This is a genomic window from Cellulophaga fucicola (assembly GCF_900119145.1).
Lineage (GTDB): Bacteria > Bacteroidota > Bacteroidia > Flavobacteriales > Flavobacteriaceae > Cellulophaga > Cellulophaga fucicola.
On record NZ_FPIY01000005.1, the window covers coordinates 102,614 to 116,221 of the forward strand.

10 protein-coding genes are annotated in these 13,608 nt (G+C 33.3%); 4 read left to right on the forward strand and 6 right to left on the reverse strand.

Annotated features, from left to right (window positions below):
- Positions 1 to 13 precede the first annotated feature (13 nt).
- Positions 14 to 3,238 carry a SusC/RagA family TonB-linked outer membrane protein gene (locus tag BT107_RS14895; RefSeq protein ID WP_072304633.1) on the reverse strand — a complete coding sequence of 1,075 codons (3,225 nt, stop codon included), beginning with the start codon at positions 3,236 to 3,238 and terminating at the stop codon, positions 14 to 16.
- Positions 3,239 to 3,515: 277 nt separating this feature from the next.
- On the opposite strand from BT107_RS14895, the gene BT107_RS14900 reads away from it, so the two are divergent.
- Together BT107_RS14900 and BT107_RS14905 are read left to right on the forward strand one after the other, a co-directional pair.
- A complete protein-coding gene (locus tag BT107_RS14900; protein ID WP_072304634.1) occupies positions 3,516 to 4,265 on the forward strand; it encodes a DeoR/GlpR family DNA-binding transcription regulator in 750 nt (249 codons plus the stop codon).
- A gap of 76 nt (positions 4,266 to 4,341) precedes the next feature.
- Complete coding sequence (locus BT107_RS14905) at positions 4,342 to 5,157, forward strand: N-acetylmuramic acid 6-phosphate etherase (protein ID WP_072304635.1); 816 nt, start codon at positions 4,342 to 4,344, stop codon at positions 5,155 to 5,157.
- Positions 5,158 to 5,221: 64 nt separating this feature from the next.
- Here the strand turns inward: BT107_RS14905 and BT107_RS14910 are convergent, their stop codons facing one another.
- The 5 genes from BT107_RS14910 to nirB are packed head-to-tail and all read right to left on the reverse strand — an operon-like array spanning position 5,222 to position 10,999.
- A complete protein-coding gene (locus BT107_RS14910; RefSeq protein WP_072304636.1) occupies positions 5,222 to 5,584 on the reverse strand; it encodes a DUF7009 family protein in 363 nt (120 codons plus the stop codon).
- A gap of 16 nt (positions 5,585 to 5,600) precedes the next feature.
- Positions 5,601 to 7,427, reverse strand: a complete 1,827-nt coding sequence (locus tag BT107_RS14915; protein ID WP_072304637.1) for a PAS domain-containing sensor histidine kinase — start codon at positions 7,425 to 7,427, stop codon at positions 5,601 to 5,603.
- Between the two features lie 33 nt (positions 7,428 to 7,460).
- A complete protein-coding gene (locus BT107_RS14920) occupies positions 7,461 to 8,048 on the reverse strand; it encodes a DUF4202 domain-containing protein (RefSeq protein WP_072304721.1) in 588 nt (195 codons plus the stop codon).
- 23 nt (positions 8,049 to 8,071) lie between these two features.
- On the reverse strand, positions 8,072 to 8,452 hold the full coding sequence (gene nirD, locus BT107_RS14925) for a nitrite reductase small subunit NirD (RefSeq protein ID WP_170854746.1): 381 nt from the start codon (positions 8,450 to 8,452) through the stop codon (positions 8,072 to 8,074).
- 33 nt (positions 8,453 to 8,485) lie between these two features.
- A complete protein-coding gene (gene nirB, locus BT107_RS14930) occupies positions 8,486 to 10,999 on the reverse strand; it encodes a nitrite reductase large subunit NirB (protein WP_072304638.1) in 2,514 nt (837 codons plus the stop codon).
- A 127-nt stretch (positions 11,000 to 11,126) separates the two neighbouring features.
- On the opposite strand from nirB, the gene cobA reads away from it, so the two are divergent.
- A complete protein-coding gene (gene cobA / locus BT107_RS14935) occupies positions 11,127 to 11,900 on the forward strand; it encodes a uroporphyrinogen-III C-methyltransferase (protein ID WP_072304639.1) in 774 nt (257 codons plus the stop codon).
- A 290-nt stretch (positions 11,901 to 12,190) separates the two neighbouring features.
- Positions 12,191 to 13,588, forward strand: a complete 1,398-nt coding sequence (locus BT107_RS14940) for an MFS transporter (RefSeq protein WP_072304640.1) — start codon at positions 12,191 to 12,193, stop codon at positions 13,586 to 13,588.
- The last annotated feature ends 20 nt before the right edge of the window (positions 13,589 to 13,608 follow it).

Below are 13,608 nucleotides of genomic sequence, written 5' to 3' on the forward strand. Positions count from 1 at the left end.
TTAGTTTTAAAATTTATAGAGATATTTGAAGTCCAAGTGAATAGCTTCTTCTAAAAGGATATACTCTACCAAAAGTAGATGTATCATTAGTTCCTGCATTAGTATAATCTACCTCAGGATCTACAGGAATTTGTACTCCGCTAATTTCAAATAAGTTTTCTCCACTTACATATAATCTTAGCCTGTTTAATCTCATCTTTTTTATAACAGATTCAGGAAAAGAGTATCCAAGTGTTATGTTCTTCATACGTAAATAAGACATATTTAATAAGTACTTGGTTTGTGGTAAAAAGTTCATTTGCGAGTTACTCTGTTGTTGGTCATTTGGTCTAGGGTAATATGCATTTGTGTTTTCTGGTGTCCAGTAATCTAACTGATGATCATACCAAGCTTCTGCATACCTATATCCAGGAATAAACACAGGTCCGTTTGCCCAAAAATCTCTTTTACCAACACCTTGCATAAACATATTTAAATCAAACCCTTTCCAGTCTGCTCCTAATTGTATGCTGTATTGATACCTTGGAGTGGTGTTACCAATCACCTTCATATCTCCCGAATCTCCTACAGTATTAGAACCATAGTCAATAACACCATCACCATTAGTATCTTTATATTTAATATCTCCAGGACCGTATTTAAACCATCCGTTTGTTTCGTAAATGTCTTGATTAGGTACGCCAGCAACATAAGATCCATCAGCATTAAAGTCATCTTCAGTAAAGAATCTATCCGTTTCGTACCCCCAAATTTCACCTAAAACTTTTCCTTCGTAGTTAGAGTAAATGCTTTTAGTTGTGTTAGAGTATTTTGTTATTTTCTCTGTAAAGTCTGATAAGGTTGCTGTTGCGTTTATACGTAAGTCATTATCAAATTGATGGTTGTAATCTAATGCTAGTTCCCAACCGTTAGTTTGCATTTCTCCAAAATTTCTTCTTGGTGAAGATGTACCAAAAGTACTTGGTAATGTTACACCAGAGCTATGCATATCGCTAACCGTTCTCTTGTACCAGTCAAAAGTTAATCCTAATTTATTGTTGAAGAATTTTGCGTCTAAACCAAAATCTAAGGTTGTAATAGTTTCCCATGTTAATGAAGATGGTAAAGCACCGGGAGTACCTACTGTAAGCTGATTTTGCCCGTCTATTAACCAGCTAGAAGATGTAGAAGACATAATTCTGTAAATACTAGATAAATATGTGTTTTGGTTACCAACAGAACCATAAGAACCTCTAAACTTTAAGAATGATAAAGTTGGATCTAATTTCTGCATAAAATCTTCTTCAGTTAAAACATAACCAGCAGAAACAGAAGGGAAGTAGCCCCATTTTTTATCTGATGATAATCTAGAAGAGCCATCATAACGAGCATTAACTTCTAAGAGTAGTTTATCTTTATAAGAGTAGTTAACACGTCCAAAGAAACCTAAAGTAGTCCATTTGTCTCTATCTCCACCAACAAATTGGTCTCCTGTAGCTAAAGCTAATTCACCTTGGTCCGGGTTAAGTAATTCTCTTCTTTGCGAGTAATGAAACCAATATTCATAATCTTCCATATCACCACCAAAAGTGAATTTAAACTTATGGTCGTTAAATTCTTTATCATAATTTAGGTATGCTTTAGCAGTGTTTCTTCTGCTCCAATCAGAGTTATATTGTACACGGTCATAAGCAGAGCTACTGTATGGTACATAAGAAAAATCTGCTCCTTGTCCCCAAAAGTTATATGCGTAAAGTGTACCGCCAACTTGTTTTTCGTGTTCTTCAACTCTATCGTGTGTAAAATCAAAATTAATAGCTAAATCTTTAATAGGCTTTAAAGTTGTACCTAAGTTAATTCTAGATAAAGAATAGTTAGTTTCGTTCATATTAGCTTGTTCTACCTCAGAAATATGATTTCTAAAAGGTTTGCCGTCTACTGTGCCATAAGGGTAAAAAGCAGGCCATCTACTTGTGTAAAACCAAGCATCATATGTAGCAGAACCATATTTAAAAGGTTCAGTTGTTGTAGAGTTACTATGTAATACTTTAGCTCTAACATCTACCCAGTCATTAATTGTAGAGTTTACACTAAGGTTTAGGTTGTAACGTTGGTATTTATCTGGGTTTGTTTTGTAAACACCGCCTTGATCTAAATATCCTAGCCCTAAGTAATAGTTTGTTTTTTCGCTACCACCAGTTAAAGAAAAATCGTGTTTTTGTTGTGGTGCCCATTTTTCAACAAACTGCTCTCTTGGGTCCCAAGATCTGTAAAAGAACAAACTACCATCTCTTACTTCATAATCGCGACCTTCTACCATTTCGTTTCCAAGATTTTGGCCTCCGTAAAGTTGTTCCCATTCTCTCATTTTTTCAATAGCAAGTTGGTCTATACGCATACCAACAACACCATAAGATTGTAAAGAAGGTATTCTTCTGTTTACAGCAGCAAATGCCATTTCTGCACCATCTGCAGCACCAGCAACTTCAGGAGTGTTGGTAGGTGTAGCCCAAGAAAAGTTATTAGAATAACTTATGGACGGAGCCTTGTTTCTTTTTCCTTTTTTAGTTGTAATTAATATTACACCCCAAGCACCTCTAGCTCCATATATAGATGTAGAAGCAGCATCTTTTAAAACAGATATCTCATCTATATCTTCTGGGTTTATAGATTGTAAACTGGGAATTTCTACGTTGTCTACAAGAATTAGAGGTTGTGCACCACCACCAGTGCCTAAAGTGCCAACATTACCTCTTAACTTAATAATTGGGTTAGTACCTATTTGTCCGCTAGGGGTTGTAATAGTTAAACCAGGTGTAACACCTTGTAAACCTCTAGCAACATCTGTAATTGGTCTAGATGCCAATACATCTGTATTAATAGATGCAACAGAACCAGTTACGGTTCTTTTCTTTTGATTACCATAACCAACAAGAACAACCTCATCCAGACCTTGAATATCTGCTTGTAATGTAATTTTAATAAAGTTTTTGTTAGCTAAAGATATTTCTTGTTTTGCATATCCTAAATAAGAGAAAACAAGAATTGCATTTTCATTTTCTGGAGTTTGAATGGAAAATTTTCCATCAAAATCAGATTCAGTTCCGTTACTGGTGTTTTTAACAAAAATACTTACACCAGGAAGAGGTACTCCATCAGGGTCAACTACTTCACCCGTAACTGTTTTTGTCTGTCCAAACATTTGTATGGAACATAAAAACAGAAAAAATAAGATTGATTTTTTGAATCCTTTTTTCATAATTAGAGTTTGTTTTAAATTGTTTTTGGTTTTAGTTAGTAGGTTGCATTCTGGGTTATGTAATCTGTTTTAACTCTTTTAAAAGCCATATAAAATCTTTGTTTAATACGCTTGTCAATTAAGTTAACTCATTGTTAATCTTTTCAAACTTATGCAAAAAAATGCAAATAATTGCGTTATGTGCAATATTTTTTGCAATTTTATGCTGTTTTGTGAGTTATATTGTTTTTATATTGCAGTTTTAAGCAATGTTTTTAATTGTATATATTTGCTGCATATGTTAAAAGAAGAAAGACAACAGTTTATTTTAAACGAAGTAAGGGTGCACAATAGGGTGCTCTTAACAGATATGGCAGATCTTTTAAAAGTATCTATGGATACTATTAGAAGAGATATAAAGGAATTACACAAAGAAAAAAAGCTTAAAAAGGTTCACGGAGGTGCAATCTCTTTAGGTTTTAATAACTATAGTTTTCAGTTTAATGAGGTATATTCTCTAGAAAAGAAATCTAAAATAGCAGTTAAATGCATAAGTCTTTTACGCAACGGACAAGTATTATTGTTAACAGGTGGTACAACTAATATGGAGTTGGCGAGAATGTTACCTACCAATTTGACTTTAACTTGTTTTACGCCAAGTTTGCCTGTAGCTAACCAATTAATGTCTAAACCTAATGTAGAGGTTATTTTTGTTGGAGGAAAAATAGCTAAGGATGCCCAAATAGCAATGGGAGCAGCGGCTGTTAATATATTAAATAGTATAAAGGTTGATATCTGTTTTTTAGGAACACATTCTATTGATTTAGATGAAGGCTTAACGGAGTTTGATTGGGAGATTGTTCAAATGAAAAAAGCGATGATGCAAGCTTCAAGAAAAGTAATTGCACCTGTTATTTCTGAAAAATTGAATACCAAACAGCGTTATAGGATATGTGATATTCAGCATATAGATATGCTTATTACAGAATTAGACGCTAATGATGATAAACTAATAGAGTTTAGAAGTAAAAATATTGAAGTGTTGTAGTTTTTAATGTGTTTTTTGTAATGCAATAAATGTAATTCTACAGCTTTATTAACACATAATTAATTAAGAGGTATTTATGTTAAATTACATTAAAATTACAGAGCAACCATCTAATTACAACGGATTAGAAAAAATGAATACCAACGATCTTTTAGTTGGTATAAATAATGAAGATCAAAAAATAGCAGATGCTGTAAAAGCTATTATTCCGTCTATAACAGAACTTGTAGATAAAATAACAGATCGTTACAAAAAAGGAGGAAGATTATTTTATATAGGAGCAGGTACAAGTGGTAGGTTGGGTATTTTAGATGCCTCGGAAATTCCACCAACTTTTGGCATTCAAGACAGGGTAATAGGTATTATTGCAGGCGGAGATAAAGCCATAAGAAATGCAGTAGAAAATGCAGAAGATAATTTAGATCAAGCTTGGAAAGACTTGGAAGAATTTAATATTACAACCAACGATGTTGTTGTCGGAATTGCAGCATCTGGTACAACCCCTTATGTCATTGGAGGTGTTACTATGGCTAAAGAAAAAGGGTTGTTAACAACTTGTGTAACCAACAATCCAGGTTCTCCATTAACCAAAGTGGTTTCTATACCTTTAGAAATAAATGTTGGACCAGAGTTTGTTACTGGTAGTACAAGGATGAAAAGTGGGACTTCGCAAAAAATTGTATTAAATATGATTTCTACAGCATTAATGATAAAAGTTGGCAGAGTAGAAGACAATAAAATGGTTAATATGCAATTAAGTAACGTAAAACTTGTAGATAGAGGTACGCGTTATTTAGTGCAAGAGTTGCATATTAATTATGATGATGCTAAACAGATGCTAGAAAAATATGGATCTGTAAAAAAAGCAATAGAGGTGTTTAAGAAGGTTTAAGTATCTAGTTGGTTAGTAAAAAAGAGTGCTGTAAGGCACTCTTTTTTTGTTTAAAATATTTTGTTTAAGCATTAGGATTTGGGTAATTGTCAGACTGGTCTTCTACGGTTTCATCCATGCAAACAAAGTCTTTTTCAACTAAAATAAATATTTCTTTACCTTCCTTGGTTAAAAAGTTATTGTTAAAACCAACAATCGTATTTGTAGCCCAATCTTTTATGTAGCTCTGAGGAACAAAAATAATTATTTTATTATTGTCATAATCGGTCTCTAGGTTGGTAATGCCTTTTTTTGTTTGTATTTCATAAGAAAACAGGGTGGAACTAAATTCGGTTTTTTCTGCAAAAGAACCCGTTTTACAAAATGATATTACTTCGCTTTTGGTAAGTCTGTATCTAATAGAATTTCCTCTAATTCTTATTTTCATAACAATAGTTTTATGGTTATTTAGCAGTGTTTTCTGGTTTGTAATTTATGGTAACTCTAGTTCCTTTATCCTTTGTAGAGTTTATAAATAAGCGTCCGTTAATGTAATTTATGCGTTCTTTCATATAAAAAAGACCCATACCACCTTCGCTATTGTTTTTAGGTGTTTTGTGTAAAATAGTATCATCAAACCCTTTGCCATCATCATCTATTAAAACACTTAGTATACCTTGGTTATAGTTTATGCTAAGTAAAATGTAATTAGAATTGGCATATTTTATTGCGTTATTTATTGCTTCTTGAGCAACTCTATAAATATTGGTTTCGGCTAGAGAATTAAAACGAATGTTTTTATCTATCTTATTCTCAAAAAGAATATTTTTCCCTGTTAGTTTAGATAATTCTACGGTCATTTTTTGCAAAGCAGAAAAAAGACCATGATCTTTAAGTTCAGGAGGTGTAAGGTTAAATGTAGCTGTGCGCACTCCTTTTATAAGGTCTGAGCAAAGCGTTTTTAAGTATGCTATTTTTTCTTCTGTTTTATCTTTATTATCTAGATTTATAGACTCTATGTTAAACTTAAGAGCAGTAAGCATTTGTCCTATTCCGTCGTGTATATCTTTAGCAATACGCTTGCGTTCTTCTTCTTGTCCTTCTACAATCTGACTCGCTTGTAATTTTCTTTGAAGTATTTTGTCTTCAAAATTTTGCTTGGTTAATTGTTCTAATTTTTGCTGATTTTCTATGCGTTCTGTAATATCAGAACATAAAATCAAAATACTTTGTTTTGTAGAAGATTGATGAAGCGGAATTATAGACATATCTAACCAAATATCTTGCCCCTTTTTAGTTCTAATTTTTATTTCTTCAGTTCTAATATTTTTTCTGCTATTCCTTAATACTTCTTTTAAATACTGTTGCTGTCCATCGTTAATGGTAAGTATTTCAGATAACGGTTTAGACAAGTCTTGAGTACTACACCCTAAAAGGTCTTGAAATTTTTTACTAATAAAAACAACACTTTCATTATTCTTAATGCTAGCAAACAATGCTGCATTATCTATAACAAAATTTAGCTCTTGTAGTTCTTGTAGCGAGTGTTCTTTTTCTTGATATAGTTGCTCTATTTTAGAGATGTTTTCTTCAGACTCAATCTTGCTTTTTAAAAGCTTAGCTATAGTGTTTCGTATCTGTATAGATAATGGTCTAAAAATAAATAGAATTTCTAACAGAAGAATTAACAAAGAAAAAGCAACTAATAAATACTCTTTTTGCTTTAGTTTTTGAAGTTGTGTTTTACTAATACTATCATATTTGTTTACAATAGTATCCATCATATTTAAAAATATAGGTTCATTTTTTAATAGAACATCAATATTCTCTTCTTGGTTAGCAGTATCTTCTGATTTAAGTTGAATTGTATTGTTAGCAGCATTTACCATTGCTGTGTGATGCGGTGTAATTTTTTTTAAAAGCGTTAAAATATCCTTATTATCCTCTTTGGGTATGCCCATAGAGTCATTACCAAACTGAAGCGCTTTATGTGATAAGCTCCAGACGTCTAGCGTTTTTTTAGTATGAAGTAAAATTTGTTCTTTATCTTCTTTAGAGCTAATTCTATTTAATAGTAAAATATCTTTTACTAATTTCTGACTGTAAGCACGTTGCCTCCCCGCAACATTAATGACTCTAGAATCATTTAACTGAGAGTTTAAATGAACCTGAATTAAAATTTGAGAAAATACAATTGAAAAAGCAATAGCTAATAAAGCTAATAAGTACCACTTTCTAACTCTTAAAAAAGTAGTGTTGTCTAAAGATTTTTCAAATTTATTATTATTCATAAGTAGTGCATCTTTCTATAGAAGCAAATAAAATTAAGATAATGCTTTGCTAACAAGCTCTAAAGACGTTTTAGATAAAGGTAGTTTTAAAGCGGCTTCTTGACCTTCTTTAGACATCTTACGCCATGTTTTTTGTAAAATATCAATCAGTTTCTCTTCTGAATATTTCTGGGCAAAAGGTTCAAAGTAATATTCAAGAAACACCAAGCAGATTACATCTTCCAAAGTTTGGGTTTCTTCATTCTTTTTAAGTTGCTTTTTTTCTAATAGAAAAGCAACATTATGAATGGTTTCCTGATCATAACCAATGCTTTCTAGCAGTTCGCCAGCTTTTTTAGCATGAAACTTCTTTAGGTCCTGACGCCATGTGAGGTAGCCCGTTCTGTTCATTTCATAAGAATCACGGGCAATTTCCCAACGGCAAATATGTTGGCATCGTGCCGTAAGTTGTAATACTTCTGATGCATTAGGGGCAAAAGAGTTTAATTTCTCTGTCATACGCATTGCGTAGAGCACTTCTTTAGCATATTCTTTACCTTCAAAAATTTCTTTATTTGGATCTTGCTCATTTGCTTTATCAAAAAGTATAAAAGCTTGCTCTAATTTATTTACTATTGCCATATGTGGTAAGGTTAGTTCCAAAACTATTTAGAAAACCCAATATACACAAAACCATCTTCAATTTTTACAGGATATGTTGCAATAGCGTCTAATGTGCCATTTAAATTTTCACCTGTTTCTAGTGAAAAAGTATTTTTATGCAGAGGACAAGCTACTTTTGGAGTGCCCATATCTTCACCAATCATTCCGCGAGAAAGTACCATTTCCATTTTATGCGGACATAAATTTTGGCAAGCATACCATTTGTTTTCGCGAGTAAAATTAAAAACTGCTATTTGTTTCTCATTATACTTTACACAAGCACCGCCATTTTTCGGAAATTTTGTAACTGCAGCAGCCTTATACCAAATAGTAACTTCTTCAAGTGTTGTTACAGAGTATTCTTTTAAAATAGAATCTATCATGTTTTTTAATTTTTTAATTCAATATTTATTCTACTAAGCCCAAGGTGCTGGCATTTTTTGTTCTCTTAATGACACAAATTCAATGTTTTCATCTTCTTCAGTAGAGTTTACAAAGTGTGTGTATTTTGCTCTAATTTCAGGATTTTCAACCGCTTCTTTCCACTCACATTTATAGGTATCTGCCAAATGTTGCATTTCTGTATCTAGCTGATTTACAATACCCAGGCAATCATTAATTACAACATCTTTTACATAATCAATACCTCCTTCTAGTTTATCTAACCAGGCGGCGGTACGCATTAAAGGTTGTGCAGTTTGTATGTAATACATTAAAAAACGATCTACATATTTTATGGCAGTTTCTTTATCTACTTTCTCTGCCAATAACAATGCGTGTTTAGGAGTTGCACCACCGTTACCACCGATATAAATATTCCAGCCTCCTTCTACAGCTATAAATCCAAAATCTTTACCACGTGCTTCCGCACATTCACGGATACAACCAGAAACACCACCTTTAAATTTATGTGGAGAACGAATACCTTTATATCTGTTTTCTATTTCTATAGCAAAACTTACGCTTTCATCCATACCATACCTACACCAAGTAGAGCCTACGCAACTTTTTACGGTACGTAACGATTTTCCATAGGCTTGTCCGGTTTCAAAACCTTCTGCAATAAGCTCTTCCCAAATCAATGGTAATTCATGCAGTTTGGCGCCGAACATATCTATTCTTTGTCCGCCTGTAATTTTGGTATACAAATCATATTTTTGTGCAATTCTACCCATAGCAATCATTTGCTTTGGAGAAATCTCACCACCCGCAACACGGGGTACTACAGAGTAGGTGCCGTTTCGTTGAATGTTCGCTAAATATCTATCATTGGTATCTTGTATAGTATCTTGCTTATTTGCTGTTTCATTAAATATACTTGCAAATAGTGAAGCTGCTAAAGGTTTGCAGGTTTCGCAACCATTTCCTTTTCCATGGGTGTCTAATAATTCATCGTAATCTTGAATATTTTTCATTTTTACGATGTCATACAATTCTTGACGTGAATAATCAAAATGCTCACAGATACGTTCTTTTACAACCTTACCTAAAGATTTTAAAGTTTCATTTACAAGATCTGTTACCATGGGTTTGCAACCACCACAACCAGTAGTTGCTTTGGTAGCTTTAGCAATAGCTTTAACGGTTTCATTACCATCATCTTTTACAGAGCAGCAAACTTGCCCTTTAGTCACCGCTTCACAAGAACAAACAACAGCAGTATCTGGTAAGTCCATAGCGCTACCAAAAGATGCAGCACCATCACCAGCAGGGAGTATTAATTGTGATGGATCTGAAGGAATAGGCATACTATTCAGGTAAATTTGATGTAGCATGCTGTAATCAGAAGCATCCCCAACTAAAATACCTCCTAATAATCTTTGGCCATCAAGGCTCACATTTATTCTTTTGTATAAGTGCTGCGTTTTATTTTCAAAAATTATAGAATGCCCTTTAGCTGCGGGCATAAAAGGCTCGCCAAAACTAGCGACATCAACTCCTATTAATTTTAGTTTGGTAGACATGTCAATCTCTGCAGCCATGATATTATCAGTTTTGCCCGTAATTTGGTCTACAGCAACTGTTGCCATTTCATATCCAGGAGCTACTAAACCATATATCATTTGATTGTAAAGGGCAATTTCTCCAATGGCATATATGCTTTGGTCAGAAGTTTGCATTTTATGATCTACCACAATGCCGCCACGAACTCCCATTTTTAAGCCACTAGATTTCCCAAGTTCATCTCTAGGACGAATACCAGCAGAAATTACGAGCATTTCTACATCCAAGACATCATCCTCGCCAAATTCCATTCCTACAATGGCATCGTCTCCTAGTATTTGATTGGTTGCTTTACTCAAATGAATGTGTAAACCTATAGATTCTAACTTTAGTTGTAACACTTGACTACTTCTAGAATCTAACTGCCTTGGCATTAATTTAGGTGCAAATTCTACAATATGGGGCTCTAGACCCATATCCATTACCGCTTTCCCTGCTTCTAATCCTAAAAGTCCGCCTCCTAAGACGGCAGCTTTGGCATTAGGGTTTTTTGTTTTTAAGGCTGCTGCGTAAGAGAGCATGCCTTCTAAGTCTTCAATAGTACGATATACAAAGACTCCTTTTTTCTCTACTCCTTTAATAGGAGGTACAAAAGCTGAAGAACCTGTTGCTAAAACAAGGTAATCATATGAGAAATTTTGATTATTTGCAGTTGTAATTGTTTTTTCTTCACGGTTAATATCTGTAACACGTTCGTTTATCATAAGTTTTATACCGTTTTCTGCATACCATTCTGCGGAAGCCATTTCTAGAGCTTTAGCATCTTGATTTTCGAAAAATTCACTCAAATGAACACGGTCGTAGGCAGGTCTTGGTTCGTCACCAAAAACAATAAGTTTATAATCTTCATTTGTTTCTTTAGCTACAAATTTCTCACAAAATTTATACCCAACCATTCCATTTCCTATTACTATTACGGTTTTCATACGTACGTATTTATCAGGTTACAAGGCAAAACTAAGTATAATTACGTATATTTTATCTGTTTTTATCGAAATAAATACGTAGTTTTGTTATCGTATTAATAATTTATCACTTTAATAATTACGTATTATGATATTAATAAGTACCCCAAAAGTTAGTTTAGTTGGTGCAGGTCCTGGAAGTAGTGATCTTATAACACGTAGAGGTTTTAGAGTTTTGCAAGATGCATCTGTAATTTTGTATGATGCTTTAGTTAGTAGTGAATTATTAAATGAAATAGATAGTGAGATACCAAAAATATACGTAGGTAAACGTTGTGGCAAACATTCTTTAGTGCAAGAAGATATTAATAAACTTATTGTAGAAAGTGCATATAAGTATGGACACGTAGTACGTTTAAAAGGCGGAGATCCTTTTGTTTTTGGTAGAGCAAGTGAAGAAATAGAGTATGTAGAATCTTTTGGTATTCCGGTTACTGTTATTCCAGGTGTTACTAGTGCTATTGCAGTACCAGCTAGTCAAGGCATACCCGTTACTCGCAGGGGAGTTAGTAGTAGCTTTTGGGTTATGACAGCTACAAAAAAAGATGGTTCATTTTCTGAAGACCTTATGTTGGCAGCAAAATCATCAGCTACGTTAGTTTTATTAATGGGTGTTCGTAAGTTTGAAGAGATTGCGAATGAAATTGCAAAATATAGGAATAAATTAACTCCTTTTGCTGTAATTCAAAACGGAACTTTAGCTAAGGAAACCTGCGTAACTGGTACTCTTTCTAATTATAAAACGGTTCGGAAAACAATAAATACTAGTCTTCCTGGTATTATAGTTATTGGTGATGTTGTTGCAGAGCATCCTTCTTTTTTTGAGGAAGAATTGCAGCGTGTGCTTAACTCAAGTTTGTAAGGTGGTTACCTATTTGTCTACGTATTGTAGAAGTGAATAGAACTTTTTTGTATCTAATTATCTTATTTTAAGCTTGTTGATTTTTGTTTGTATTCTTCAAATAATATGAAATTCTATATTTCTACTTTTCTTTTTTTTCAGTTTGATTTTTTTCAAAGCTTAATTCTATCATTTTAACAAAAATACGTATTTAAGCTTCTGTTTTTACTTTAAACTAAGTACTTATACGTATTAATACTTATTTTTGAAATGTTAATAGTTCATTATTTAACCTTCTAAATTGATATGATATGAAAAGTAAAACATCTAACAAGGCTACAAAATTAAATTTACGAGATTTTAAAAGTATTCAAATGAGAACTTTTTGGATAACATCGTTAGCTTTTTTTCTGTGCTTTTTTGCTTGGTTTGGTATAGTTCCTTTTATGCCAGATGTAGTTAAAGATTTAGGCTTAACGCCTTCTCAAAAATGGAACTCTATTATATTAGCAGTTTCGGGAACAGTATTTGCCCGTTTGGCAATTGGTAAATTATGCGATAAGTATGGTCCTCGTTTGTGTTATACGTACTTATTGGTCTTGGGTGCAATTCCTGTAATATTGTTAGGATTTGTGCAAACACCTTTGCAATTTTTAGTGTGTAGATTGTTTATAGGTTTTATAGGGGCATCATTTGTAATAACACAGTTTCATACCTCTATAATGTTTGCACCAAACATTGTGGGTACAGCTAACGCTACTTCGGCTGGTTGGGGTAATCTAGGAGGAGGTGCAAACCGTTTAGGAATGCCTTTAATTGCAGCAGCGGTTGTCAGTTTTGGTGTTGCAGATGAAATTGCTTGGCGTTACTGTATGGTTATTGCCGGAGTTTTATGTTTTTTAATGGGTTTGGCTTATTACTTTTTTACAAAAGATACTCCAGAAGGTAACTTTTCAGAATTAAAAGAAAGAGGTGAAATGCCTGTATTTAAAAAGGATGAAGCATCTTTTGCTAGTGTATTAAAAGACTATAGAGTTTGGATTTTATTCTTTGTTTATGCAGCTTGTTTTGGAATAGAATTAACGGTTTATGGTACAATGGATGATTACCTTCAAAATCGGTTTGGATTAGAAAGATCCTTTGCGGGGAATTTGGTATTATCATTTGCTTTAATGAATATTTTTGCTCGTACACTAGGTGGTTATTTTGGTGATAAATTTGGTAATACAAGAGGTCTTCGTGGTCGTGTAGTTTTCTTGGCTGTAATTTTGGCTGCAGAAGGTTTAATGCTGTCTTTCTTTTCTATGACAACAAGTATAGCTGTGGGTATATTGTTTTTAATTGCTTTTAGTTTAACCGTACAAATGGCAGAAGGTGCAACGTTTTCTGTTGTTCCGTTTGTTAATAAAAAAGCAATAGGTTCTATATCTGGTATTGTAGGAGCCGGTGGTAATGTAGGTGCTTTTTTTGCTGCATTATTATTAAAATCAAAGTCTGCTGTTGCAGAAAGTGCAGCAATATCATCAACTTCTAGTTTAGGAGAAGAAGCGGTAAAAGCAGCACAAACTGTTGCTTCTGCCTCAGCAGTTTCTGCTGGTTATTTTGTGATTGGTGGTTGTATTTTAATAGCTGCGTTACTGTCTTTAACTATAAAATTTGCATCTTCAGAAGAAACGGTATCTGCAAATCTTCAAGTAGCAGATAAATAATTAGAGTTCTATTATCAAAA